21 protein-coding genes are annotated in these 24,660 nt (G+C 69.4%); 4 read left to right on the top strand and 17 right to left on the bottom strand.

Annotated features, from left to right (window positions below; all coding sequences use genetic code 11):
- Positions 1-47 precede the first annotated feature (47 nt).
- The 11 genes from MRBLWH7_RS15340 to MRBLWH7_RS15290 form a co-directional block, all read right to left on the bottom strand.
- Positions 48-1,055: a sugar phosphate isomerase/epimerase family protein gene (locus tag MRBLWH7_RS15340; protein ID WP_341995984.1), complete on the bottom strand. Its 1,008-nt coding sequence runs from the start codon at positions 1,053-1,055 to the stop codon at positions 48-50.
- Between the two features lie 61 nt (positions 1,056-1,116).
- A complete protein-coding gene (locus tag MRBLWH7_RS15335; protein WP_341995982.1) occupies positions 1,117-2,307 on the bottom strand; it encodes a Gfo/Idh/MocA family oxidoreductase in 1,191 nt (396 codons plus the stop codon).
- A complete protein-coding gene (locus MRBLWH7_RS15330; RefSeq protein WP_341995979.1) occupies positions 2,304-2,720 on the bottom strand; it encodes a DUF6379 domain-containing protein in 417 nt (138 codons plus the stop codon). Before MRBLWH7_RS15330 ends, MRBLWH7_RS15335 begins: the two co-directional genes overlap by 4 nt.
- Positions 2,721-2,729: 9 nt before the next feature.
- Entirely contained in the window at positions 2,730-3,515 is a 786-nt protein-coding gene (locus tag MRBLWH7_RS15325; RefSeq protein WP_341995977.1) for a nuclear transport factor 2 family protein, read from the bottom strand.
- Positions 3,508-4,554 carry a sugar phosphate isomerase gene (locus MRBLWH7_RS15320; RefSeq protein ID WP_341995975.1) on the bottom strand — a complete coding sequence of 349 codons (1,047 nt, stop codon included), beginning with the start codon at positions 4,552-4,554 and terminating at the stop codon, positions 3,508-3,510. Before MRBLWH7_RS15320 ends, MRBLWH7_RS15325 begins: the two co-directional genes overlap by 8 nt.
- The gene (locus MRBLWH7_RS15315) at positions 4,551-5,657 is read right to left on the bottom strand and encodes a sugar phosphate isomerase/epimerase (RefSeq protein ID WP_341995973.1); all 1,107 of its coding nucleotides are present in this window, start codon (positions 5,655-5,657) and stop codon (positions 4,551-4,553) included. The genes MRBLWH7_RS15320 and MRBLWH7_RS15315 overlap by 4 nt, the downstream gene beginning before the upstream one ends.
- The gene (locus MRBLWH7_RS15310) at positions 5,654-6,058 is read right to left on the bottom strand and encodes a DUF6379 domain-containing protein (protein WP_341995971.1); all 405 of its coding nucleotides are present in this window, start codon (positions 6,056-6,058) and stop codon (positions 5,654-5,656) included. Before MRBLWH7_RS15310 ends, MRBLWH7_RS15315 begins: the two co-directional genes overlap by 4 nt.
- Positions 6,059-6,132: 74 nt before the next feature.
- Positions 6,133-7,659 carry a GMC oxidoreductase gene (locus tag MRBLWH7_RS15305; protein ID WP_341995969.1) on the bottom strand — a complete coding sequence of 509 codons (1,527 nt, stop codon included), beginning with the start codon at positions 7,657-7,659 and terminating at the stop codon, positions 6,133-6,135.
- Positions 7,656-8,450 (bottom strand): TIM barrel protein, encoded by a 795-nt coding sequence (locus MRBLWH7_RS15300; RefSeq protein ID WP_341995967.1) that lies wholly within the window; start codon positions 8,448-8,450, stop codon positions 7,656-7,658. The genes MRBLWH7_RS15305 and MRBLWH7_RS15300 overlap by 4 nt, the downstream gene beginning before the upstream one ends.
- A 98-nt stretch (positions 8,451-8,548) precedes the next feature.
- Positions 8,549-9,385 (bottom strand): carbohydrate ABC transporter permease, encoded by an 837-nt coding sequence (locus MRBLWH7_RS15295; protein ID WP_341995965.1) that lies wholly within the window; start codon positions 9,383-9,385, stop codon positions 8,549-8,551.
- 1 nt (position 9,386) lies between these two features.
- A complete protein-coding gene (locus MRBLWH7_RS15290) occupies positions 9,387-10,349 on the bottom strand; it encodes a sugar ABC transporter permease (protein WP_341995963.1) in 963 nt (320 codons plus the stop codon).
- 153 nt (positions 10,350-10,502) lie between these two features.
- Between MRBLWH7_RS15290 and MRBLWH7_RS15285 the strand changes: the two genes are divergently transcribed.
- Together MRBLWH7_RS15285 and MRBLWH7_RS15280 are read left to right on the top strand one after the other, a co-directional pair.
- Positions 10,503-13,706: a glycosyl hydrolase gene (locus MRBLWH7_RS15285; RefSeq protein WP_341995961.1), complete on the top strand. Its 3,204-nt coding sequence runs from the start codon at positions 10,503-10,505 to the stop codon at positions 13,704-13,706.
- Positions 13,707-13,856: 150 nt separating this feature from the next.
- Positions 13,857-15,158: an ABC transporter substrate-binding protein gene (locus MRBLWH7_RS15280; RefSeq protein WP_341995959.1), complete on the top strand. Its 1,302-nt coding sequence runs from the start codon at positions 13,857-13,859 to the stop codon at positions 15,156-15,158.
- Between the two features lie 374 nt (positions 15,159-15,532).
- Here MRBLWH7_RS15280 and MRBLWH7_RS15275 read toward each other — a convergent pair whose 3' ends face one another.
- The 4 genes from MRBLWH7_RS15275 to MRBLWH7_RS15260 are packed head-to-tail and all read right to left on the bottom strand — an operon-like array spanning position 15,533 to position 20,719.
- Positions 15,533-17,005, bottom strand: a complete 1,473-nt coding sequence (locus tag MRBLWH7_RS15275) for a family 43 glycosylhydrolase (protein WP_341995958.1) — start codon at positions 17,003-17,005, stop codon at positions 15,533-15,535.
- Complete coding sequence (locus MRBLWH7_RS15270; RefSeq protein ID WP_341995956.1) at positions 17,002-17,925, bottom strand: alpha/beta hydrolase; 924 nt, start codon at positions 17,923-17,925, stop codon at positions 17,002-17,004. Before MRBLWH7_RS15270 ends, MRBLWH7_RS15275 begins: the two co-directional genes overlap by 4 nt.
- Complete coding sequence (locus tag MRBLWH7_RS15265; protein ID WP_341995954.1) at positions 17,918-19,399, bottom strand: DUF6379 domain-containing protein; 1,482 nt, start codon at positions 19,397-19,399, stop codon at positions 17,918-17,920. The genes MRBLWH7_RS15270 and MRBLWH7_RS15265 overlap by 8 nt, the downstream gene beginning before the upstream one ends.
- A gap of 18 nt (positions 19,400-19,417) precedes the next feature.
- The gene (locus MRBLWH7_RS15260; protein WP_341995952.1) at positions 19,418-20,719 is read right to left on the bottom strand and encodes a DUF6379 domain-containing protein; all 1,302 of its coding nucleotides are present in this window, start codon (positions 20,717-20,719) and stop codon (positions 19,418-19,420) included.
- Positions 20,720-20,932: 213 nt separating this feature from the next.
- On the opposite strand from MRBLWH7_RS15260, the gene MRBLWH7_RS15255 reads away from it, so the two are divergent.
- A complete protein-coding gene (locus MRBLWH7_RS15255; RefSeq protein WP_341995950.1) occupies positions 20,933-21,886 on the top strand; it encodes a LysR family transcriptional regulator in 954 nt (317 codons plus the stop codon).
- Positions 21,887-21,910: 24 nt separating this feature from the next.
- Here MRBLWH7_RS15255 and MRBLWH7_RS15250 read toward each other — a convergent pair whose 3' ends face one another.
- A complete protein-coding gene (locus MRBLWH7_RS15250; RefSeq protein WP_341995948.1) occupies positions 21,911-23,122 on the bottom strand; it encodes an MFS transporter in 1,212 nt (403 codons plus the stop codon).
- 78 nt (positions 23,123-23,200) lie between these two features.
- Here MRBLWH7_RS15250 and MRBLWH7_RS15245 point away from each other — a divergent pair, with 78 nt between their 5' ends.
- Positions 23,201-23,605 carry a MerR family transcriptional regulator gene (locus MRBLWH7_RS15245; protein WP_341995946.1) on the top strand — a complete coding sequence of 135 codons (405 nt, stop codon included), beginning with the start codon at positions 23,201-23,203 and terminating at the stop codon, positions 23,603-23,605.
- Here MRBLWH7_RS15245 and MRBLWH7_RS15240 read toward each other — a convergent pair.
- Positions 23,589-24,593 carry a hotdog domain-containing protein gene (locus MRBLWH7_RS15240; RefSeq protein WP_341995944.1) on the bottom strand — a complete coding sequence of 335 codons (1,005 nt, stop codon included), beginning with the start codon at positions 24,591-24,593 and terminating at the stop codon, positions 23,589-23,591. The genes MRBLWH7_RS15245 and MRBLWH7_RS15240 overlap by 17 nt on opposite strands.
- Positions 24,594-24,660: the final 67 nt, after the last annotated feature.

Genomic DNA, 24,660 nt, shown 5'->3' with positions numbered 1-24,660 from the left:
GCACGCCGAACACCGGCCCCATCGGGCCGGTCTCCCGCAGTCCCGCGTCAGTCGGTCTTGGTCGAGAAGGCGGCGTCGAACGCGGCGGCGGGAGGCGTGATCGCGTTGAGCTTGCGCACGAACTCGATCGCCTCGGGCGCGCCGTCGAGGCGGTCCATGCCGGCGTCCTCCCACTCGATCGAGGTGGGTCCGTCGTAGCCGATCGCGTTGAGCGCGCGGAACAGCGGCTCCCACGGCACGGCACCGTGCCCGGTCGAGACGAACGTCCAGCCGCGACGCGGGTTCGCCCAGGGCAGGTGCGATCCGAGCACGCCGTTGCGTCCGTCGAGATTGGTGATCGACTCCTTCACGTGCACGTGGAAGATGTGGTCCGCGAAGTCCAGGACGAACGCCACGGGGTCCAGCTGCTGCCACATGAAGTGGGACGGGTCGAAGTTCAGGCCGAAGCTCTCGCGGTGCCCGATTGCCTCCAGCGTGGCCTTGGCGGTCCAGTAGTCGTACGCGATCTCGCTCGGGTGCACCTCGAGCCCGAACCGCACGCCGACCTCCTCGAAGACGTCGAGGATCGGGTGCCACCGGTCGGCGAAGTCCTGGTACCCGGCGGCGATCCATTCGTCGGACGCCGGCGGGAACATCGCGACCGCCTTCCAGATGGACGAGCCTGTGAAGCCGTTCACCGTCTTGACGCCCAGCTTCGCGGCGAACCGGGCCGTGTTCTTCATGTCCTCGGCGGCCCGCTGTCGCACGCCCTCGGGCTCGCCGTCTCCCCACACCCGCGCGGGAAGGATGTCCTTGTGCCGCCCATCGATCGGGTCGTCGCACACGGCCTGGCCGGTGAGGTGGTTCGAGATGGCCCACACCTTCAGGCCGTTGCGCTCGAGGATGTCCTTGCGGGACTGCACGTACTCGTCGTCGTCCCACCGGGACACGTCGATATGGTCGCCCCAGCAGGCGATCTCGAGGCCGTCGAAGCCCCAGTCGCCGGCGAGTCGCGCGACCTCCTCGAACGGCAGATCGGCCCACTGGCCCGTGAAGAGGGTGATCGGACGAGGCATCGAAGCTCCCTTGCTTTGTTGTTGCTATAAACCTATCCCGCAATCGCCGCGGGGGAACGGGTCATCGGCCGGTGGTGTCGGCGGAGACCCGCGCGCCGACGCGCACCCAGGACGACTCGTTCGCCGAGCTCTCCTCGACGGCGGCGAGCACGCGCTGCACCGACAGCCCCTCGGCGAACGAGGGGTGCGGGTCGGCACCCTCGGCGATCGCCGTGACAAGGTCGACGACCTGGTGGCTGAAGCCGTGCTCGTAGCCGAGCATGTGGCCGGCGGGCCACCACGCGGAGACGTAGGGATGCTGCGGCTCGGTCACGAGGATGCGCGTGAAGCCCTGTGTGGCTTCGGGGGCGGTGCGGTCGTAGAACCACAGCGTGTTGAGGTCTTCGAGGTCGAACCGCAGCGCGCCCTTGTCTCCCGACACCTCGATCGACAGATCGTTCTTGCGCCCGGTGGCGAAGCGCGTCGCCTCGAAGGAGACGAGCGCGCCGGTCGAGAGGCGCCCGGTGAAGATCGCGATGTCATCGACGGTGACCTCGCCGTAGCCCTCGCCTGCGACGCCCGACAAGCCGGAACCCGACCCCTGCAGCGGACGCTGCTTCACGATCGTCTCGACGACGCCGGACACCGCGGACACGTCGAGACCGGTCACGAACTGCGTCATGTCGATGATGTGCGCGCCGATGTCACCCAGCGCTCCCGATCCGGCGTGCTCCTTCTGCAGCCGCCAGGCAAGGGGCATGTCCGGGTCGACGAGCCAGTCCTGCCGGTACGCCGCGCGCACCTGGGCGATCTTCCCGACCGCGCCCTGTGCGATGAGATCGCGCAGGAACGTCACTGCGGGCACACGGCGATACGTGAAGCCGACCATCGAGCGCACGCCGCGAGCGGCCGCGCGGGACGCGGCATCCGCCATCGCCTCCGCTTCTTCGACGGTGTTGGCCAGCGGCTTCTCGCACAACACGTGCTTGCCCGCTTCGAGCGCCGCGATGGCGATCTCCGCGTGCGAGTCACCCGGCGTGACGATGTCGACGATGTCGATGTCGTCACGGGCGATGACCTCGCGCCAGTCGGTCGCCGACTCCGCCCAGCCCCACCGGGCCGCGGCATCCGCCACCGCCTCGGCGTTGCGGCCCACGACGACGGCCATCTCCACGTCGTCGGGCAGACCGAACATGCGAGGAGCCTGACGCCAGCCGACCGAGTGGGCAGCTCCCATGAAGCCGTAGCCGATCATGGCGACACGAAGGGTCATGCGAGGACGACCTCGCGCTCGACGGGGACGCGGTTGGTGACGTAGCGGCCAGGGCCGCCGTCGACGCCCGGCATGATCTGCATGTAGAGCAGACGCATCGTGAGGACGACCTCGACGGTCAGCTTCTCACCGGGCTCGGGTGCGCGACCCAGATCGATGACGACCTCGGGCTTGTCCGCGACGAACCACAGCGTCTCGGACTGCTCGGGCAGTTCCTCGATGCGGTAGCTCTTGCCCTGCAGCTCGAAGCGCAGCGAGTCCTTCGGGATCTCGACGCCGTTGACGGATGCCGCGACGTCGTCGACCGCCGAGAGCCAGAGGCTCCGGTACCAGGGGAGCTGCACCGCGACGGCGATGCCGCTGTCGGTGCGGCGGACGTCCTTCTCGGAGAAGAGGGAGTTGTGGGTTGCCATGGCTGATCCTCAGGCGTAGGTGTCGGTGAAAGTCTCGTGCGGCACCGGCGGGGCGGGCTCGAGCTTCTGCACCGTCTGCGGGCTGTACGGGTGGTTGGTCGAGGAGACCGGCTCATCGGCCGGCGGCATGAAGACGGGCTTGCCGTCGTCGCCGAAGTACATGAGGTCGAGGTCGAACGCGCCCTGGTTCTTCAGGCCGAAGCTCACCCAGTTCTCCTCGAACGGGGCACGGGCCAGCTCGTAGCAGCGGAACTTCCAGAACTTCCACTCGCCGTCCTGCTTGAGGAAATCGATGGCGTACTTGCACCACACCCAGTGAGCCCAGACCTTCTTGCCGAGCACCTCCGCGGGCGAGTACATGTCGGGAAACGCCTCGGCCACCTTCGGGTCGGTGAGGCCGGACTCGGTGCCCGCCATGAGCCACACGCCCTTGGCGGTCTTGCCGTCCTGGGCGACCTCGATGACCGGCGTCGTCGTGGCGTGCAGGATGAGCTTGCCCTCGGGGTGCGGGCGGTCGCGGTGGTAGCGCGTCACACTCTCCCACGTCGTGTACTGACCGGCGTTGGTGTAGCGCGCGCGGATGCCCTCCGTGCCCTCCTTCACCCACAACGGGATGATCTGCTCGTCCTCGAAGGCGTTGTGCAGGTACATGTAGCGGTTGAACAGGTTGTCGACCTGGCCGCGGTCCTCGGCGCGCTGCGCAAGAGCGCGCGCGGCGGCGACCTCTTCACGGAGGGAGGCGAGCTCCGCCTGCAGCTCGGCGATCGAGGCGGGAGCGATGGCGGTGTCAGACATCGGCGGTCTCCCTCGACTGCTCGGCCACCGTCTCTTCGATGGCCTTGCGCATGAGCGCGTGCTGCTTCTTCACGAGGTCGATCGGGTCAGCCTCGCCGAGGTCCTGGAAGGCATGACCCTCCCACTCGCTGGACAGGTATCCCTGGTAGCCCCCGACGACGAACTGCTTGACGATGCGCGGGATGTCCATGGCCGGCTCCTGGCCGGACTCGTCGATGTCGTAGAACTTCGCGTGCACGTGGAAGATCTGCGGCATGATGTCGAGCCACTCCTCCGCCGGCACGAGCCCGTGCATGTTGAAGGCGAGGCGCGTGAACGGGCCGAAGGTCAACGGGTCGACGCCTTCGCTCACGAGGTAGTCCTCGAACTTCTGGTTGCGCACGTGCATCGGAGTCGGCTCGTGCCAGATCTCGTCCATGACCGGGAAGTGCTTCTCGTCCATCCCCATCTGGGAGAGCGTGCTCAGGAGCGTCGGCGACAGGCTGTGCATCGTCGAGGAGAAGTCGGCCGTGAACCCGAGACGCTCGCTCTGAAGTTCGTCGTACATCTCGCGCATCTGCAGCACCTGCGGGTTGTTCGGCCCGGACGGTGCGTGGATCTCGTAGCCCAGATACTGGTCGTACCTCTCCGCGAGAGGCAGGAGGCTGCGCAGCAGCTCCTTGCCGTGAGAGCGGATCACGACGCGCTTGAACCCCAGCGTGTGCGCCGTCTTGAGCTGGCGCGCGAGGAAGTCGTGCTCCTCGTCGGGGGTCATGTCGCGGTCCTTGCGGCGCCCCATGTCGAGGTTGGTGCCGACCGCGCTCGCCTCGAGGCCGTATTTCTCGAGCGAGTCGAACCACAGCTTCACGAACTCCTGGTCGACGTCGGGGTAGGTGCGCAGCAGCTGCGCGATGTTGAACTCGACGCCGGGGCCGATTCCCTCCTCGGCGACGGCGGCGATGAGCGTCTCGGGCGTGTAGAGGCCCGCGGCGAACTCGCTCGTCATCGAGTAGAGGGTGGTCCCGAGCTTGATCCCGGTGCCGGCGATGCCGTCGGTCATGCGGATGCTCCTTGCGTGGTGGGAAGCCAGGCCGCGAGCTGCGCCCGCGCCTCGGCGAGGTCGGTGGTCATGTGCGAGCCCGCCTGGGCGGCAGCGGAGCGCTGCACGGCCTGCTCGTCGCGGATGATGTCGAACGGGCTCTGCCAGTAGTTCCAGTGCCACCCTTCGTACTCGCTCGAGATCGCGCCGTTGTAGCCGTTCTCGACGAGCAGGCGGATGAGGTCACGCACCGGGACCGAGGGCTCCTCGTGCCGGTCGTCGATGCCGAAGAACTTCCCGTGCACATGCTTGATCCACGGGAAGATCTCGAGCCAATCGTCCACGCGCGCGGGACCGAACAGGCCGGTCGCATTGATGCCCATGTCGATCCCGAGGTCGGGGCGACCGTGCTGGGCGGCGAGCCCGATGAAGCGACCGAAGCGCTGACCGTGGTCGGCCTGGTCGGCCGGCGGACCCTGCTGGGAGAACTCGTCCCACAGTCCGGTGACGGCCGCGAGCAGCTCCTCCGAGGCGCCGCGGCGACGGTAGGCCTCGATGAGCGAGGGCGCGAAGCCCGACACGGTCGCACCCCAGTCCATGGTGAAACCGAGGAACGGCGAGCCGACCTTCTCGTAGCGGTCGCGGAGGGCGAGGATGCGCGGGTGCGACGCGTACTGGTCGGCGTGCACCTCGAGGGCGAGCGTGACGCCGTAATCCTCGGCGATCGGCGCGAGCGCCTCCATCGAGTCGGGCGTGATCGAGATCTGCACGCGCGCGATGGGGAAGCCCAGCTTGGCCGCCGCTGCGATCTGCCGGCGCATGTACTCCAGCAGCTCGTCCTGCGTGAGCAGGCGATCGCGGTGGATGCCGATGTCGGCGTTGACAGCGAGCGAGGTCGTCACGAGCCCCGTCTCGGCGATGAGATCGCGGAACCAGCCGGCGTAGTGGTCGTCGATCTCGGGGAAGCCGCGGAAGCTCGAGAACCCGATGATCTCGAGGCCCGGGCCATAGCCCTCGTCGGCGACCTTGCGGATCAGACCTTCGAGATCGTACTCGCGGCCGTGGAAGGCGCGCGTGAAGCTGTAGAGCGTGACGCCCTGGATGGGCGAGCCGAGCGTGGTCATGCGGCCACCGCCTTTCGTGCGGTCATGGTCTTCGCGTCGCGCTCCTCGATGTGGAGCACCTCGTCGGCGCCGATGACGATGTAGGGGATGTAGAGCACAAGGCCGACCTCGACCTTGTGCTCGGCCCCGTCGGTGAGCGCGAGGTCGCCCGACAGGACGGCGGAGTCGGTCGGGAACCACCACTCCTCTGTGTTGGGCACGAGCTCCTCGAACGTGAAGGTGCGCCCGTTCATCTCCCAGCGGAGCGACTCGGTCGGTGCGGCGACGCCGTCCACGGTGAGCGTGGCGCCGGCGATGCACGAAGCCGGCAGCGCGCGGTACCAGGGCAGCCGAACCTCGACAGCGGCGCGCGCGCCGTCGGTCGTGAGCGTTCCCTGCTCGATGATGCGATCGGGGATCACAGAGTCCTCCTTGACACTTAAATCTTCTTTCTACACTCTAATGTCTAAATCAGACATAAGCAATGGACAATGTATTAGATCGGGCGCTCGGCGAGCTCGCGTGCGATCGCCCGCGCGCCGCGAACAGCGAGCGCGACCGACGTGATCGTCGGGTTGCACGCCGTCGGGGTGGGGATGACGCCGTTCCCCGCGACGAAGAGTCCGGGGACGTCCCACACCTCGCTGTCGGGACCGCAGACGCTGCGGCCGTCGTCCGTCTCGCCCATCCGGGTGGTGCCCTGGTAGTGCAGGGACGCACCGAGCGGCATGGTGAACGGCCGGTCGCCGATCGGCTCGCCGATCGCCTTCGCCAGCTCGACGATCTCGGCGCGGGCGCGTTCGAGGACGTCGTGATCGCGCTCGGTCAGCGTGTAGTGCAGGCGCATCGCCGGCATCCCGTACGAATCCCTGTCCGTGTCTGAGAACTCGACCCGGTCGTCCCACTGCAGGTCCTTCGCGCAGAACAGCCCGAGGCCGACGATGGAGCCGGGGATGACGGGGTCGTCGTCCGCGAGCGGCACCGGCGAGGCATCCAGCTGCATGATCTGGCCGTGGAACGGCATGGCGTCCGTGAAAGGGACCCAGCTGACGCCGCTCTGCTCGCTGAGGGCGCCGGATGCTGCGACCTGGTCGTCAGCGGGCGGTTCGACGTCGCGGAGGCGCGCGGCGTAGACCACCTGCGCCTGGTCGTTGAGCATGCGTCCGAGCGCCGCGGGTCGGACGCCAGAGGCCCACAGCACCTGCGGCGTGCGCAGCGCGTCGGCGGCGACCACGACGAAGCGCGCCCGGATCTCGTGGACCTCGCCCGTCCGGAGGTCGCGTACGGCGACACCGGTCGCGCGGCCGCCCTCGACGATCACCCGCGTCACGAGCGATTCGTCGAAGAGCGAGAAGTTCGGGTTCTCCCGGGTGACATCGCCCAGCACGACATCGGATCCCGACCACACCAGCCGGCCGTCCTCGCGCCGATGCACCGCCAGCGGCATCCGCTGCACGCGGGTCTCGTCGACACGCCCCTCGTCCACCGCGGCGGCGAGCCGATCGCGCACGAGCGCCGTGAACGGCGCCGAGTCGAAGGCATCCGTCGTCACGCCCAAGAGGCGATCGCCCTCGTCGAGCAGCTCGTCGAGGTCGGGGAGGAAGGCGATCCTCTCGCTCCCGCCCGGGCGCGGGCACGCCCCCGTCCAGTGCGCCGCCATGCCGCCGACATTGCTCGAGAAGGCGGCGACCGGCAGGCCGTCCTCGCCGTCGATCTGGTAGCCGTCGGCGAGCAGAAAGGTGCCTGGTCGTGCGCGACGCATGCCTGAGGTCACCGCACCCGGATTGTTCACGGTCGCCTCGCCCGCGCCGGGGCCCTCCGACGCTCGCTGCGCCCGGGCGCGGAGTTCGGCGTCCTCGATGTTCTTCACGTGGGCGCCGGGCGGGTCAGACACCGTCGGGCCGACCTCGAGCATCGCGATCGACGCCTCGGGCGCCCGCTCGCTGAGGATGCGCGCGTACGTCGCACCCGCAGGTCCGCTGCCGACGATGGCGACATCGACGGACTCCGGGTACCTGCTCATGCGGATGTCGCCACGTCGCGGATGAGGGCGACGGATGCCTCGGACTCCTGCGTCGGGTAGTACTCGAGGCCGATCGGCCCGTCGTAGCCGGCGGAGCGGAGGATGCCGAGGCGCTCGGCCCAGTCCAGCGAGCCGCTGCCCGGCTCGCCGCGACCGGGCGCGTCGGCCAGCTGGACGTACTTGACGATGTCGCCGGCGTTCGCGAGCTCGGCGGCCATGTCCTCACCCTCGACGGCGGAGTGGTAGATGTCGTAGAGCACGCCGAAGGAGGGCGAGTCCACGCCGCGGGCCACGTAGACGGCCTCGGCCGTCCGGTCCAGAAGGGATCCCGGGTGGTCGACGCGAACGTTGACCGGCTCGAGCACGAGGGTGATTCCCGAGCCGTCGATCTGCGCAACCGCCTTCTGGTAGATCTCGATGAGCTTGTCGAGCTGCACCTGGCGCTTCCAGCCGCCGAAACCGGTGCCGCTGCCCACGACGATCCGGGGGCAGCCGAGGTCCTGCGCGATCCCGACGCCCTCATCGAGCTTCCGATAGAACTCCGAGTGGTCCCACGGCGGGATCATGAACTGCGTCCGCGGTTCCGCGAGCTGCGCGGTGAGCTGCGTGCCGGTCTCTTCGAGAGCGGCCTTCAGTGCGGGGAGGTCCTTCGGCGTCGCGGGCGCATCGACGCCGGTCGGCCCCCACATCTCGACGGCCGTGAAGCCGGCGGCGGCGACCGCCCGCACGCGGTCGTGGTAATCGCCCGCCTCGGTGAAGAGGAGCTCGATATTGGGTGCGAGTTGGTACATGACGTCTCCGGTCGGTGTGTCGGATGAGTGGGCGACGTGCGGATGCTTCTCAGCCGTCCGCTCGACGATCCGGCCGCCCCCGAATCGGTGCCGCGACGTCAGCCCTTCAGGCCTCCGCCGAAGCCCTGGATGAACTTCTTCTGCGCGAACATGTAGAACAGCAGGATCGGGATCATCGAGATGATCACGACGGCGAAGATCTTGTTCCACGCCGAGACGAGTCCGCCGACGTACGTGTACATCGCGACGGGAAGCGTCTGCGTCGTGGATCCGCCGAGGAAGATCAGCGAGTTGAAGAAGTCGTTCCAGACGATGAGGCCCGCGAGGATCGCGACCGTGCCGGTGGCCGGCGCCATGAGCGGGAGCACGACCCGGAAGAAGGCCTGGGTCGGCGACGCGCCGTCGATCACGGCGGCCTCCTCGTACTCGGTGGTGAGCCCCCGGAAGAAGCTCGCGTAGAGGAAGACCGAGAGCGGCAGAAGGATGCCGATCCACAGCAGGATCATGCCGATCGCGTTGCCGGTGAGCCCCACCGAGCGCGCGCCGATGTACAGCGGCACGGTTCCGAGCTGGGCCGGAAGGATGATGGCGATGAGCACCAGATAGAAGGTGAGGTTCGTCCACGCCCGCGTCCGCCGCGTGATCACGTACGCGGCGACCGATCCGAAGAGGACGAGGCCTGCGATGGCACCGCCGGTGATGATGACGCTGTTGAGGATGCTCATCGGGATGCTGTTGCGGCCGCCGGTGGTGAGGACCTCGACGAAGGCGCTGAAGTCCAGCGACGACGGCGGCGCCATCGCGCTCGTCGTGAGCGCCTCCTGGTCGGTCTTGAACGCGGTGGCGATGAGGAAGTAGAAGGGCAGCAGCCCGAGCAGGGTCACGACCCAGATGGCGACCTCGCGGACCGCGGTGAGCTTGGTGTAGCGGAACATGTCAGGCGGCCCTTCCGACGGCGTCGCGGTCGCGGGTGGCGTACTGCTGGAGGATGGCGAAGACGAGGATGATGAGCGTCAGCACGAGCGCGAGCGCCGAGCCGAAGCCGAACTGGCCGAGCGAGAAGGCCTGCTTGTAGACCTGCGTCGCGAGCGTCTCGGTGGCGCCGGCCGGTCCGCCGCCGGTCAAGGCGAAGATCTGGTCGAAGATGCGCAGGCCCTGGATGATGCCGAGCGTCGTGGCGATGGCGATGGAGGGACGGATGGCCGGCACCGTGACGTGCAGGAATCTCTGCCAGATGTTGGCACCGTCGAGGGCCGCCGCCTCCTCGATCTCCACGGGGACCGACGCGAGGCCCGCCAGGTAGATGACCATGACGAAGCCGGTCTGCTGCCAGACGACGGTGAGGAGGATCGCCCAGATGGACCAGGTCGGGTCGGCCAGCCACACCTTCTGCCATGACTCCAGGCCGATCGCCCCGAGGAACCCGTTGAGCGGGCCGTTGAACTGGAAGATGAACTTCCACACGTAGGCGACGGCCAGCGGGCTCAGCACGACGGGGAGGAAGAGGAGCGTGCGCAGGATGTACCGCGTCTTGAGGGTGCGGTTGATCGCGAGGGCGAACCCGAGACCCAGGATGTTCGTGAGGATGACCGAGCCGAACGCGAGGAACAGCGTGTTGACCACGGCGCCGACCATCAGCGGGTCGTTGAAGATCCGGACGAAGTTGTCCAGCCCGATGAACTCCCAGTCGCCCAGCCCCGTCCAGTTCGTGAAGGCGAAGAAGCCGCCGGTGAGGGTGGCGGCGTAGTGCACGGCGATCACCAAAATGATCGCCGGCAGCGCCCACCACCAATGCCCGTAGCTGATCAGCGGCTTGCGGCCACGTGGGCGCGGAGTGCGGCGTGCATCGGGAGGCACCGTGAGGGTGCGAGTGGCATCGCGCTCGATCGTCACTGTCATCTGCTCTCTGACCTCGTCGTCACGCGCCCCGGCTTCGGCGGCGCTGATGCCACTTTCACACACTTGCGTCGAAAGCACACATTGGTTTTAGCGATATCGGATATAAGTGGCGCGGGCCCGGGATCGCCGGGCCGGGCGGAGAGGATGAGCACCATGCCGCAGCCAGCGCCGACGTCGCCCGCTCTCTCCGATCTGTGGGCGAAGTTCGTCGACCCGCCCGACGCCGCGCGCCCGCGGGCGTGGTGGCACTGGATGGACGGCAACATCGATCCGGTCGGGATCGTCCGCGATCTCACGTGGCTTCACGGCGTCGGCGTGCGCGGCGTCCAGCTCTTCGACGGGGGCATGGGCGTGCCCCTGGTCGTGCCGGCCCCGGTCCGTCCCGGATCCGCGGCATGGCGCGAGGCGATCGAGACGGCCGTTCGGACGGCCGGCGAGCTCGGTCTCGAGCTCGCGGTGGCGACGTCGGCCGGCTGGAGCGCGACAGGCGGCCCCTGGGTCGAGCCGCGGGACGCCATGAAGAAGATCGTGTGGTCCGAGACGGTGATCGACGGCGAGGGCCGTCGCACCATCGACCTGCCGGCGCTGCCCGCCGTGGCCGGTCTCTTCCAGGACGCCGCCAGGTGGGGCGCGGCCGCCGGCGAGCCCTGGGCGACCGGGTGGCGCGTCATCGCCTTCCCCGCCGAGGCCACGCACGACGCGCTGCGACCGACCCGTATCCGCGCGTCTGCCGCGGTGGCCGATTCCGCCAGCCTCACCGACGGTTCCTTCGACACCGCGGTCTCACTGCCCAGGGACCCGGACGCGTGGTCGTCCGCCTGGATCGAAGCGGAGTTCGACGAGCCGGTCACCGTCGGGGCGGTGACGGTGGGCCTCCCGGGCCCCCGCGGCTTCGGCGCCGCGCCACCGCCGGACGCCGTGCTGGAGGCCGGCGACGACGACGGGGACTACCGGACGATCGCGACACTCAACGCGACGACGGTGCCGGCGCGCACGGCCGCGTTCGCCCCCGTGACGGCCCGCCGCTTCCGCCTCGTCCTGTCGGGGGCGAGCGCGGCGGAGGCGCTTCCACCGGTCGCCGACGGCGTGCGCGTGCCGCCGGTGCTCCGCCGGAGCGACGCGTTCGTCGTCTCCGAGTTCGCGCTGTTCGCGGGCGGGCGGATCCACCACGCGGAGGTCAAGGCGGGCTTCGGAGTCGTCCCCGACTACTACGCCGTGGACACCCCCGAAGAGGGGGACGCGGCCGCCATTCGTCCTTCCGAGGTGCACGACCTCACAGCCCTCGTGGTGGGCGACCGGCTGGAATGGGATGCCCCGCCCGGACGATGGCGCGTCCTCCGACTGGGCGCCTCCCTCACCGGGCAGACGAACGGCCCCGCCCTCGCCGACTCGACCGGGCTCGAGGTGGACAAGCTCGATGGCGGCCGCGTCGCGGCGTTCCTCTCGCATCACCTCGCGCGGTTCGGGGCCGAGACCTTCGATGCCCTTCTCAGCGACAGCATCGAAGCCGGCAGCCAGAACTGGACGGACGACATCGGCGAGCGCTTCCGCGAGCTCCGCGGTTACGATCCCCTCCCCTGGCTGCCGGCGCTCGCGGGCTATCTGGTCGGCGGGGCGGAGGCATCCGATCGCTTCCTCTACGACTACCGGCGCACGCTCAGCGAACTCCTCGCCACGGAGTACTACGGCACGCTCGCGGCGGAAGCGCATCGGCGCGGGATGACCTACTACGCCGAGGCGCTCGAGGACGGGCGCCCTCAGCTCGGGGACGATCTCGCGATGCGGTCGCACGCCGACGTGCCCATGGGCGCCATGTGGACGTTCGACCCCGAGTCGGGTCCGCACCCCACGTATGTGGCCGACCTCAAGGGGGCGGCATCCGTCGCCCACGTCCACGGCAAGGGCTGGACCGGCGCCGAGGCGTTCACGAGCTTCGACCGGCCGTGGGCGTCGTCGCCCCGCAGTCTGAAGCACGTCGCCGATCTGCAGCTCGCGCTCGGAGTCACGCGCTTCTGCATCCACACGTCCCCTCATCAGCCGCTCGCCGCTGCCCCGCCCGGCGTGGCGCTCGCGCCGTTCCTCGGTCAGGCGTTCACCGTCAACGAGACCTGGGCGGGGATGGCGGGTCCGTGGATCGACTACCTCGCACGCTGCTCCGCCCTGCTCTCGGCCGGCGAGCCCGCCGTCGACATCGCCGTCTTCGTCGGCGAGGAGGCGCCGGTCACCGGCCTGTTCGACCACGCCGTGGACACCTCCGTCCCGGCGGGGTTCGACTTCGACTACGTCGGGCCCGACGCGCTCGCGCTCCTGCGGGTCGAAGACGGCGATCTGCGCTCGATGGGCGCACGCTACCGGCTGCTGTTCCTCGGCGGATCCAGCCGGCGCCTGACGGTGGCGACGCTGCGTCGCCTCGAACTGCTCGCGGATCGGGGCGCGACCATCGTGGGGCTCCCCCCACAGGGGTCGCCGTCGCTCGCCGATGACGACGGCGAGTTCGGCCGTCTGAGAGACCGGATCTGGAATGCCGCACGCGACCGCGGGCGCGTGATCACCACGTCGGATCTCGCCCACGCCCTGCACGTGCTCAGCCTGCGCTCGGACTTCGAGATCGAGGGCCCGCCGATCCGGACCATCGCGCGCAGGGTGGACGGGCGGCGGATCACGTTCCTGGCCAACCCGGCCGCCGAGGACGTGCGCGTGCGCATCTCCGTGCCCGAGGCTGTCGGCCCGCTCAGCCTGTGGGACCCGGTGGCCCTGCGCGCCGACCCGCTGTCCGGCAGCCGCGGTGAGGACGGCCGCATTCTCCTCGACGTCGAGCTGCCCGCTTCCGGGTCGGTGTTCGTGGTGCCCTCAGGGCGGGAACCACACGCGGCCGCGGCATCCGTCGAGATCCTCTCCGTCGGCGAGGAATGGTCGCTCGCGCTCCCGGCCCGGGCGGATGTCGCGCTCCCCGCCGGCCCCGCGCTGTGGACCGAGCTCGACAACGTTGCACGGAGCTTCTCGGGGACAGCCGTCTACCGAGCCGGGTTCACCCTCAGCTCCCGGCCCCTGGGGGATCGCGTCTGGCTCGACCTCGGTCGCGTCCGCGACATCGCGCGGGTGCTCGTCAACGGCGTCGACTGCGGCATCGCCTGGACCGCGCCCTTCCGCGTCGAGGTGACATACGCTGTCCGAGGTGGTGACAACACGATCGAGGTCGAAGTGGCCACGCCGTGGCGCAACCGGCTCATCGCGGAGGCCGGCCGCCTCTCCGGCGAGATCTTCGCTCCGATGACCGGGGTGTTCGAACCGTCGGCGGAACCGTTGCCGGCGGGTCTCGCGGGGCCCGTCGAGCTGCACATCGAGAAGCACGGCTGACCGGGCCGAATCTGCGGATCAGCCGGGCTATTGCCTCACATAAACGATACTAATGTCGGAAACTGGCGAATGTGTGTCAGAGTGATTTCGCGGCCAGCGGCCGAGCCAGCAACCCGAAGCTGGCGACAACGAAGTCACGAAAGGGTCGAAATGCCACAGCACACAGCTTCCCGGCTCCGGTGGCCGCTCCTTGCGGCCCCGATCGCAGGAGTCCTCATCCTCGCCGGCTGTTCCGGCGGCGGCGCCGATGACGGCGGCAACAGCAACGGCGACGGGGGCGACACCGCCGCCGGCTTCTCGCTCATGGTCGCTCAAGCGAACGACCAGGACGATTACTGGGGCGAGACCGCTGCGAAGTACACCGAGCAGACCGGCGTCGAGATCGAGGTCATCCCGTACCCCTCCGACGCGTACAACACGCAGGTCACGACGCAGCTGCAGGCCGGCAATGCGGCCGACATGATGATCCTCGCTCCTGGCACCGGCCAGCCGATCTCCGTGGTGAATCTCGCCGAGGCCGGCTTCCTCGAGCCGCTGAACGAGACCTCCGCCGCCACGATCCCGGCTGGAACCGAGGCCGAATACACCTACGACGGGAGCATCTACGCGCAGCCCGCTGCTCTCGTGCCCGTCGGCTTCATCTACAACGGCCCCGGCGGCGAAGAGGCCGGGATCGACGAGTACCCGGGCACGTACGAGGAGCTCCTCGAGGCCTGCACCACGGCGCGCGATGGGGGCAAGACCTTCACGGTGCTCGCGGGCGGCGTGCCGTTCAACACGGGTCTCTTCTCGATGCTGGTCTCGGCGACCCGCGTGTACGCCGAGACGCCGGACTGGAACGAGCAGCGTGCCGCCGGCGACGTCACCTTCACCGACAGCGGCTGGCGCGACGTTCTCGAGGACGTCATCGAGATGAACGAGGGCGGATGCTTCCAGGACGGCGTCGCCGGTGGCACGTTCGACTCCATCACCCAGGGCATCGGGTCGCAGTCGTCGCTCACCGCCGCGGTCCCCGGCTCCGCGGCGTCCTCCATCGCGGCGGGAACGGGTCTCGACCTGACGGTGCAGGCATTCCCGCCCGCCGACGGCGGCGAGCCCTACACCCTCGCTTCGGCGAACTACGCCTGGGCTGTCAACGCGGCATCCGAGGACGACGTCAAGGCGTCGGCGCAGGAGTTCCTCGACTGGCTGGCGACTCCGGAAGAGGCGCAGGCCTTCGCCGACCTATCGGGCTTCGTTTCGATCTCGGGTGCCACCGCAGACAACCTGCTGCCCATCTACGAGCCGATCGGCGACCTGCTCGAGAACGGCGACTACGCGGGGCTGCCCAACGCCACGTGGCCGAACCCGAAGGTCTACGAGTCGCTCGGCGTCGGCGTCCAGGGACTGCTGACCGGTCAGAAGACCGTCGACCAGGTGCTCGAGGAGATGGACGCCGCCTGGGACAGCTGAGCACGCGCTGACTGATGGGGGGACATGCCGCCCGGGGCTTCGGCCTCGGGCGGCATCGTCGTCACACACCCCGCCCTGGCTCTCGGGCCGCCCGGCTCGGGTGGCGCAACACGCGGAATGGCCCGCGCGACCCCGCGTGTCTCGGCCCCCGAATGCGAGTCGCCGAACCGAGAGGTCGCGCCGGGTCGCCCCCTCGGGTGGCGCAACACGCGGAATGGCCCGCGCGACCCCGCGTGTCGCGGCCCCCGAATGCGAGTCGCCGAAGGTCCCCCGGGCAGCAAGCCTGTTCAAGGAGTGAGAAGGAGAAGCGATGGACCGCACGGCCCGTCCAACGCGCTGCAGCGCGGAGCGGTGCAGAACACCCGCCCGAGCTCTCAGAGCACCGTGTAGCGGAAGTCGCGGAACCGCGCAGATCCGGCGCCCGCGGCGTAGAGCGCCGGCCGCAGGCTGAGCAGGTCGCCCACAGTGTTCGCGTGGTAACCCGAGGCTTCGTAGCGCACATGGTGCCGGGTCCATTCGTCGCCGGGCTCGCGGTACCACCCCGTGACGATGTGCTCGTCGTTGCGCAGTCTCAGCTGCAGACGGCGGACGGCCGGCGCCGGCTCGCGCCAGTGCGTGCGGATGCCGCCCGAGAAGCTCAGCATGCGCTCGCCGTCGATCCCCATGCCGCAGAAGAGACGGTTGTTGAAAAAGAGGAGCAACCCGGCTTCGACGTCGCCGTCGAGTTCGACGTCGACCTCGACCTCATACGAATGCTCGCCGGTGAGGATCGCGAGAGGGGAGGCATCCGCCGGCGACGACCCCTTGCCGGCGAGCACGAGCCCGTCATCGAGGCTCAGGCGCGCGACCTCGTCATGCTCGGGAGCGTGGAAAGCCCACCGCTCGCCGAGCCGCAGCTCGGAGAAGTCGTCGGCGAAGGACGACGCCGGATGCTGCTCCGCCGCGCCCGCGGGAGCCTCGAGCTCCCCGCCCGGATCGTCGACGGAGACCTCGGGCCAGCCATCGGAGCTCCAGCGGATGGGCTCGAGCAGGATCTGCCGTCCCAGCGAGCGGTAGCCGTTCTCGTACCCGTGCGACACCATCCACCAGTCGTCGTCGAGCACGGACCCACCCTGCCCTGGCACGAGCGTCGCGTGGCCGCGCGACCACCACTTCTGCGTGGCATCCGTCGTTCGCGCGACGGGATTGCGCGGGTGGTTCTCCCACGGTCCGTGCACCGATCGCGACCGCGCGACGATCACCATGTGACCGGTGGGCGGGCCGCCCGTGCCACCGACGGCGCTCACGAGATAGAACCACTCCCCGCGCCGAAAGAGCTTCGGCCCTTCGAGGGCGTACGCCTCGGTCACCCACTCGTCCGGGTAGCGCCAGCCGTCGTAGACCTTCTCCAGCTCGCCCACGGTCGAAAGTCCGTCGTCGCTGAGCGCGGTGCGACGGATGCCGCTGACGAACAGGTAGCGCCGACCGTCCTCGCCCACGACGTGGCCAGGGTCGATCGCCCGCCGGATGCCGAGATCGATCGGCTCCGACCATGGCCCCTTCATCGAGTCGGCATGGATCACGAAGATCGACGGTTCGGTGAGGTCGGACCATGCGGTGGGGATGAACGGGATGTAGATGAAGAACCGCCCGTCGTGCTCGGCGATGTCGACCGCGAACGTGTTGCCGACCGGCTCGGGCAACGCCGCCGTCACGTACGTCCAGTTCACGAGGTCGCTCGAGCGGTAGAGCAGCAGCCCCGGCGCCGCCTCGAACGACGAGTACGTCATCCAGTACTCGTCGCCGACCTTGATGATCGCGGGGTCGGGCCGGTCGCCGGCCAGGACCGGGTTCGTGTAGGTGGTCATGATGTCGCCACCCCTCCGCCGATCCACTTCGTGATCGCCGCGATCGTGGGGAGCGCGGTCGGGTCCGAAGGTTCGTTGATGTGGCCGTGGTCGGCGCCCCGCTCGAGGTGGAGCGCGCTCGGGATGCCGGCATCCCCCAACTGGGTCGCGAACGCCTCCCCCGACGGACGCAACTGGTCACGCTCGCAGACCACGATCATCGTCGAGGGAAAGCCCTCGACCGGTCCCAGCGCCGCGAAAGCATGAGGGTCGCGAAGGCCGTCCCGGGATCCGGCGAAGTTGAGCGCCAAGTGACCATGCTCGGACTCGGGGTCGACCTCGGCCGACGCCTCAGGACCGTTGGGGTGCACCACGGGATACACCAGGATGAGCCCTGCCGGGACGCCGGCACCGGCATCCCGCAGCCGCGCAACCACACCCGCAGTGAGGTTGCCGCCCGCGCTCGCCCCGCCGAGGAGCACCGAGCCGGCCGGCACCCCGAACAGCTCCTCGGTGTGCGCGACGGCGTACCGCCACCCCGCGAGCACGTCGTCGGACGGCTCGGGGAAGTGCACGTCGCCGAGGCACTTGACGTAGTCGAGCGCCAGCACGGGAATGCCCTGCGCGGCGAGCTCGAGAGCCAGCCAGTTCGACTCCGGCATGTCGAGGTGTCCGCCGATGAAGGCGCCGCCGTGCACCCACACCAGGGCACGACCGCACGCCTCGGCGGAGGCATCCCGATACAGGCGCGCCGGCACCGGCCGAACGCCACCGTCGATCTTCAGGTCGCGCGCCTCGACGTTCCCGAGCCGGGGGAAGCGGCGCTTCAGGGATGACGTGTCGATGTCGGGACGCGGGTCGGACGGCTCGCCGTTCTCGCGGAACAGGCGCAGCACCTCGGGAAGCGGCAGCGTGCGGAAGTCGACCTCGGTGTCAGACACGGGCGCCTGCGACCGCGTGCATCGAGCGGCGGATGAGATCGTGCTGCTGGCGCACGAGCAGCAGGGGGTCGACCTCGCCGAGCTCGGCGAACGCGTGGCCTTCCCACTCGCTCGACCAGTAACCGCGGTAGCCGCCCTCGACGAAGACGCGCACCAGCTCGGGGTAGTCGATGGCGGGCTCCTGACCGTTCTGGTCGATGTCGTAGAACTTCGCGTGCACGTGCAGGATCTGCGGCACGATGTCGGCCCACTCGCGGGGGTCCACGTGGCCGTGCATGTTGAAAGCCAGGTGGGCGAACGAGCCGAGCCGACCCGGATCGAAGTCTCGGCCCTTCAGGTACCCGATGAACTCCTGCTGCCGCTGCTGCATGGTGGCGTCGGTCGACCAGATGCGCTGAAGCTCAGCCAGCGCGTCGTCATCCAGGCCCGCGCGCCGCACGGCGCGCAGCAGCGTCGGCGACATGCTGTGCATCGTCGACGAGAAGTCGGCGACGAAGCCGAGCAGCGGCGAGTCCAGCTCGGCGTAGGTGTCGCGCACCTTCATGATCGGCTCGGCATTCGGCCCCATCGGGGCGTGGATCTCGTACGCCAGCTGCAGCTCCAGGCGCTCCGCCACCGGCAGCAGCCGGCGCAGCAGCTGCGGCTTCGCGGACTGGATGCGCACCAGCGGGAACCCGAGTTTCTTCGCGCCCTGGAACATCAGCTCGCTGAACTCGAACTCCTCGTCGGGGGTCATGTCGCGATCGCGCCGGCGCCCCATGTCGAGGTTCGCCCCGAAGGAGCTGGCGTCGAACCCGTGCTTGTCGAACGCGGCGCGCCACTGCGCGACGAACTCGTCCGACACCACGGGATAGGTCGGCAGCACCTGCGACGCGACGATCTCGATGCCCGGACCGATGCCCAGCTCGGCCACGCGATCGAGCAGCCCGTCGAAGTCGTACCAGCCGGCGCGGAACTCCGCACTCGCCGAGTACAGCGTGAGGCCGAGCTTGAAGGGGTCGTCGTCCGACGCCGGCGGCGGGGGCGCGATGTCGGTCGCTGTCGCCGGGGGCGCAGCATCCGTCTCCGTCACCGTCAGCGTGAGCGACTGGCGCACGATGTTCGGCACGTACATGCCCGGCCCGCCGTCCTGGCCGGGTGCGATCTGCATGTAGGGCAGGCGCAGCTCGCCGAAGATCTCGACCTCGTGCTGCTCGCCCAGAGCGAAGGGCTGGTCGCGGCGGACGATGAGAAGCGGATGCTGCTGCAGGAACCACAGCGTCTCGCTCTGCTGCGGCAGCTCGGCGATGGCGTAGCGGGTCCCTCCGAGCTCGAACGCGAGGTCGTCGGCCGGGATCTCGACGCCGTCGAGGGTGACGCGCAGCGTCGAGACGGACGAGAGCCACAGGCTCCGGTACCAGGGGAGGGTGAGCTTCAGCGCCAGACCCTCGGGGTGCGGGCGCAGGCTGTCGTCGGCGATGAGTCCGTTGGGCATTGCTGTCTCGTTTCGGGGTCAGAGGCGGGAGGCGATCGAGCGGATGAGCGAGTGCTGGCGGCGCACCTGCTCGATCGAGCGCCACGGGATGCGCTCGCCCTCGTACTCGCTCGACAAGTAGCCGGTGTAGCCGGCACCCTTGAGGGCGCGCAGCACCGGCTCCCAGGGGATCTGCTGGTCTTCGAGGTTCTCGTCGATGTCGTGGAACTTGGCCTGGATGAAGACGACGTGCTCCGCGATGTCGGCGATGTCGGCCGGGTCGACGGCGATCCCGTCCATGAACGCCGGCCGGCGGCCGGGCAGCTCACCGGGCTTCAGCGGGATCGGGCGGTCCTGGAAAATGCCCGTGTCGAGCAGCAGGCCGAAGTGCTTCGTGCCCGTGCGCCGGATGAGCTCGATGTAGTCGTCGACGACCTCGTGCTTGATCGGCGTCGGCGCGTGGATCTCGGGGCAGATCACGACGTCGAGCTCGGCGGCGAGGTCGAGCGACCGCTCGACGGACTCGGTCCAGATGGGATGCGGGATGAGGTCGCTCGTGACCACGCCGATCTTCGGTCGCACGAATCGGAACCCGAGGAGCTTCGCGAGACGCAGGTCGCGCTGCAGCATCGCCGCGCCCTCGGCTGCCGTGAGGTCGCGGGCGTTCAGGCCGCTCGAGTGCAGGCGGGTGTCGATCCACGAGCCGTAGTTCGTCGGCTCGAGCGCGTACTTGTCGAGCAGCGCGAACCAGCGGTCGATCCACTCGGTCGGGGGCTCGGGGTACCGCTCGATGTGTCCTTCGCCGAGGATCTCGACACCGGTCGCGCCGACGTCGGCCACCGCGGCGAGCGCGGTCTCGAGGTCCATCACGGTGCCGTAGTCGGTCATGAAGCTGTAGAGGCTGACACCGTATTTGAAGGGGCCGCCTTCCTCGGACGAGGTGAGGGTGATGTGCCGCGAGACGTCGTACATCGAGGGCTGATGCTCCTGAGGGATGTACGACGTGCGCAGCCGCAGCTGGATCGACACCTCGTGCGTGCCCTCCGGCAGCCCGCCCGGATGCGGCACGGTGACGATCGCCGCCTCTTCGAGCGGCCAGCGCACGCCCTCGGAGTCCCAGAGCTCCTGCAGCGAGTACGTGCGGCCGGCGAAGGTCCATCGGGGCACATCCGCGGGGACGTCGACGAGGTCGCCGACACGCACCGCGACGCCATCGATGAGGGATGCCGCCATCCCGCGGTACGACGGCATGCGCAGGCGCAACTGGAAGCCGGTGATCTCGCCCCCTTCGCGCACGTTGCGGAAGCCGACGGACTGGATGAGATCTCTCTCGAGAAGCATCGATGCTCGCTCTCTGGGTCGGGACCGCGTTCGCGGGCCGGGTGTCCTCCTGAGGATATCAAGGTTAGGCATTATTTAGACATAAGTAAGTGTGATGTGCGCATAATCGCCTCACCATCGGCGCATCGTTGCGAGCGATGTCACCTCCACCCCGCATAGATTGCACGGATACACTGGGCGCAGGCATCTCGAACCCCGGAGGAGCACATCGTCGTGTCCGATCAACCGCTCCTCTCCCGGCTCGACCTGAACCTCTTGGTCGCCCTGGACGCGCTGCTGACCGAGCGCAGCGTGACGCGTGCGGCCGAGCGCCTGCACCTGAGCCAGCCGGCGCTCAGCGCCTCGCTCGCCCGACTGCGCACGCACTTCAACGACCAGATCCTCGCCCGCCGCGGCAACACCTACGAGCTCACCCCACTCGCACTCCGCCTCACCGAGCACACGACGACGGCTCTCGAAGCCGCCCGCCGGGTGTTCGAAAGTCAGGCGACGTGGAGCCCGAGGGACTCGACGCGCGAGTTCTCGATCTACGGGTCCGACTACGGGTTCGCGACGATCGGCAGCGAGGTGTCACGCCTCGCGGCGGAAGCCGCGCCCGGTGTGCGCTTCCGCTTCATGCTGCACAACCCGGCGATCGTGGACGACGCGCTCAACCGGCTGCGCTCAGCCGACGGCATGGTGATCCCGCACGGCTACCTGGTGGACCTTCCCTATGCGGACCTGTGGCGGGACGGCTGGGTGGTCGTGGCCTCGGCGTCGAACGAGCTGGTCGGCGACGAGCTGACGATGGACGTGCTCGGCGCGCTGCCGTGGGTCTTCACCTACCAATCGCGCACGGCGTTCACCTCGGCGGCCCGCCAGCTGCAGCAGCTCGGGATCGAGCCCCACGTCGAGGCCGTCGTCGAGAGCTTCCTTGCGCTGCCGCACTTCATCGCAGGCACCGATCGCCTCGGCCTGATCCAGGCGGGACTGGCCCACGTCGCCGAATCTGTGGCGGGAGTGCGCACGCTGAAGGCGCCCTTCGACGCCACACCCGTCGTGAACGCGCTGTGGTGGCATCCCGTGCACGGCCGCGACCCCGAGCACGCGTGGATGCGCGGCATCTTCGAGCAGGCCGCAGCATCCGTGTCGAATCGTCCGTCGTCTCAGGTGAGCGGGCCGGCCTGACACGTGGCCCGGGCGGCGCCGGCCTCACGCGCCTCGTGGCGTCGCGAGTCCGGCGCCCAGCGCGGTGAGGCCCGCCGCCAGCAGCACGACCGCCGCCGAGACCGCCATGTTCGCCGTCGGCCCGTAGGTTGCGGTGAGCTGGCCGCCGGCCCATGAACCGCCCGCGATCCCGACGTTGAAGAGGACCACGATGGACGCGCTCGCGAGGTCGCGGAGGCGATCGGATGCTGCGCGCATGAGCGCCGTCTGGATCAGCGGGAACATCGCGCCGGTGCCGGCGCCCCAGAGCGCCAAAGCGATCACGACGACGAACGGGGCGCGCGGCAGGAGCGCGAGGGCGGCGAAGGCGCCGACGAACACCAGCAGCGTCGCGGTCAGGGCCGTCCGCGGGAACCGGTCGGCGAGCATGCCTGCCACCGCGACTCCCACCGTGCCGGCGGCGCCGAACACGAAGAGCAGGACGCTGGCCCAGCCGTCCGCGATGCCCGCAGATTCGGCGAGGTACGGCCGGATGTAGACGAAGGCGAGGAACTGCGCGAGGCCGATCAGCAGCCCCGCGATGCCGAACGCGATCAGTGGCGGCAGCGACCGGTCGTGGCGCAGCGGCTCGCGCCGGCCCGCAGCCACCGGCTCGACCTTGGACCGCGGCAGCCGGCGGTACACGACGGCGGCGAGCAGCAGCATCCCGGCCCCCATCACCGCGAACGAGACGCGCCAGCTCGTCAGCTGCGCGAGAGCCGTCGCGACCGGGAGGCCGAGCACCGTGGCCGCCGTGCCCCCGCCGGTGACGAGGGCGAGTCCGCGGCCCAACTGCCCACCCGACAGCAGCGACGACGCGTACACGATGACGATCGCCCAGAACACCCCGTGTGCGACCGCGGCGACCGCCCGCGTCGCGAACGCGAATTCGTACGTGGGCGCCAAGGCCGTGGCGACGTTGGCCGCCGCGAGGACTGCGAGCGAGACCGCGACGACGACGCGGCGGTCGATGCGGCGCGTCGCCCGCGTGAGCGGAATGCTCGTGGCGATCACCACGATCGCCCAGACGGAGACCAGCAGCCCGACGCGCAGGGGATCGACCCCGAGGTCGCGGGCCATCTCGGGCATGAGGCCAGCCGGCAGCGACTCGGCGGTGACGGTGACGAAGACACCCGACGAGAGCAGCAGGAGGGGGCCGAGCGGGAAGCGCGAGACGGAGGTGTCGGGCAGTGCGACGGAGGCGGTGGACGAGGTCATGCAGCGAGGCTAAACTTTGACACCAATGTCAATGTCAAGCTTTCGCCTGACTCGAATCGACGCGAAGGGCACAGCGGCATGAAGATCGGCGAACTGTCGCAGCGCACCGGCATCCCCGCACGGATGCTGCGCTACTACGAGGACCAGGGACTGCTGGCGTCCGAGCGTTCGGCGAACGGCTACCGCGCGTACGATGAGGCCGACGTCGAGCGGGCCACGCGGGCGCGTGGCCTGGTCCAGGCGGGGCTGTCGACGCGCCTCGCGAAGGTCGTGCTCGACGTCGAGCGGCAGTGCGCGATGGCACAGCCGACGTGCTCGCGCGAGCTCGCCGAGATGCTCGCGACCGAGCTCATCGCCCTCGACGACCGCCTGGCGTGCCTCACGAAGAGCCGCGACGCGGTCGCTCGCTACCTCGACCTCACCCGCAACGGCGACCTGGTCGGCGCGGCCCAGGTTCGCGAGCCGGCTACGGCTCGAGCGTGAGCGAGGCGGCGATCGGCACGATCTCCTCGCGCAGTGCCATGATCTCGCGCACGTGCTCCTGCAGCCGCTCGTCTTCCGCGAGCTCCGGCGTCCACTGCGGGACCGGCTGAGCGACGCCGTCGGCGCCGGGGACGACGAAGACGCTGAGGCACTGCGTGGTCAGCGTGCGGTCGTCGGGGGTGCGCGGATCAGCGGTCCACACGCGCGTGCTGACGTGCATGCTGTGTCGGCTCGTGTAGACGATGCGCGCGTCCACGTCCACGAGGTGCCCGATCACGACCGGCGCGAGGAAGTGGATGCCGCCCGAGTAGACGCCGATCGCGGCGCTGGCATCCTCGCCGTCCATCGCCCACGCCGCCGCGACCGCGTAACCGGCCTCGTCGATCCAGCGCATGACCGTGCCGCCGTGTGCCTTGCCGCCGAAGTTCACGACGCCGGGCGGCGCCAGGAACTTCAGCATCGCGCGCGGGGCGGTAGAGCCATCCGTATAGTCCTCCGCCAGCATGAGGCGCTTGATCTCGGCGCGCGACTCGATGCGCTCCAGCGCCCCCTCGGCGAGCTTGTGGTCGGAGCGGGTCACGGGGTGCCACGCCGGTACCTCGGTGGGGCGTCCGTCGGCGCCCTTCGCGACGAAGACGAGGATGCACGTCGTCGCCGGCGTGTAGAGGCGCTCGCTGACCCCGGTCGAGGACACGGTGACCACCACGTGCATGCTGGTTCGGCCGGTGTAGACGATGCGGGCCTGCACTTCTATGAGGCTCCCTGGAGCGATCGGCCGCCGATGGCGCACGTTCCCGACGTACGCGGTGACGCAGTACGCCCCGGCCCAGCCGACGGCGCACGCGTAGCCGGCCTTGTCGATCCACTCCATGACGCTGCCGGCGGCGACCGAGTGTCCGCCGGCGGCGGTGTCGGCGGGGACCGCCATGAACCGCAGCGTGATGCGGTCGTCGCGCGCCGCGGCTCTGCCCTGCGAAGCGGTGCTCATGCCGTCAGGGTACGGGGCGCAGCATCCGTCCGCCCCTGCATGTCGCGCGGGCCGGCCTCAAGAAGCG

This window comes from Microbacterium sp. LWH7-1.2 (genome assembly GCF_038397755.1).
GTDB lineage: Bacteria > Actinomycetota > Actinomycetes > Actinomycetales > Microbacteriaceae > Microbacterium.
Note: the sequence above shows the minus strand (reverse complement) of the source record. Positions and strands in the feature narration are given on the sequence as shown.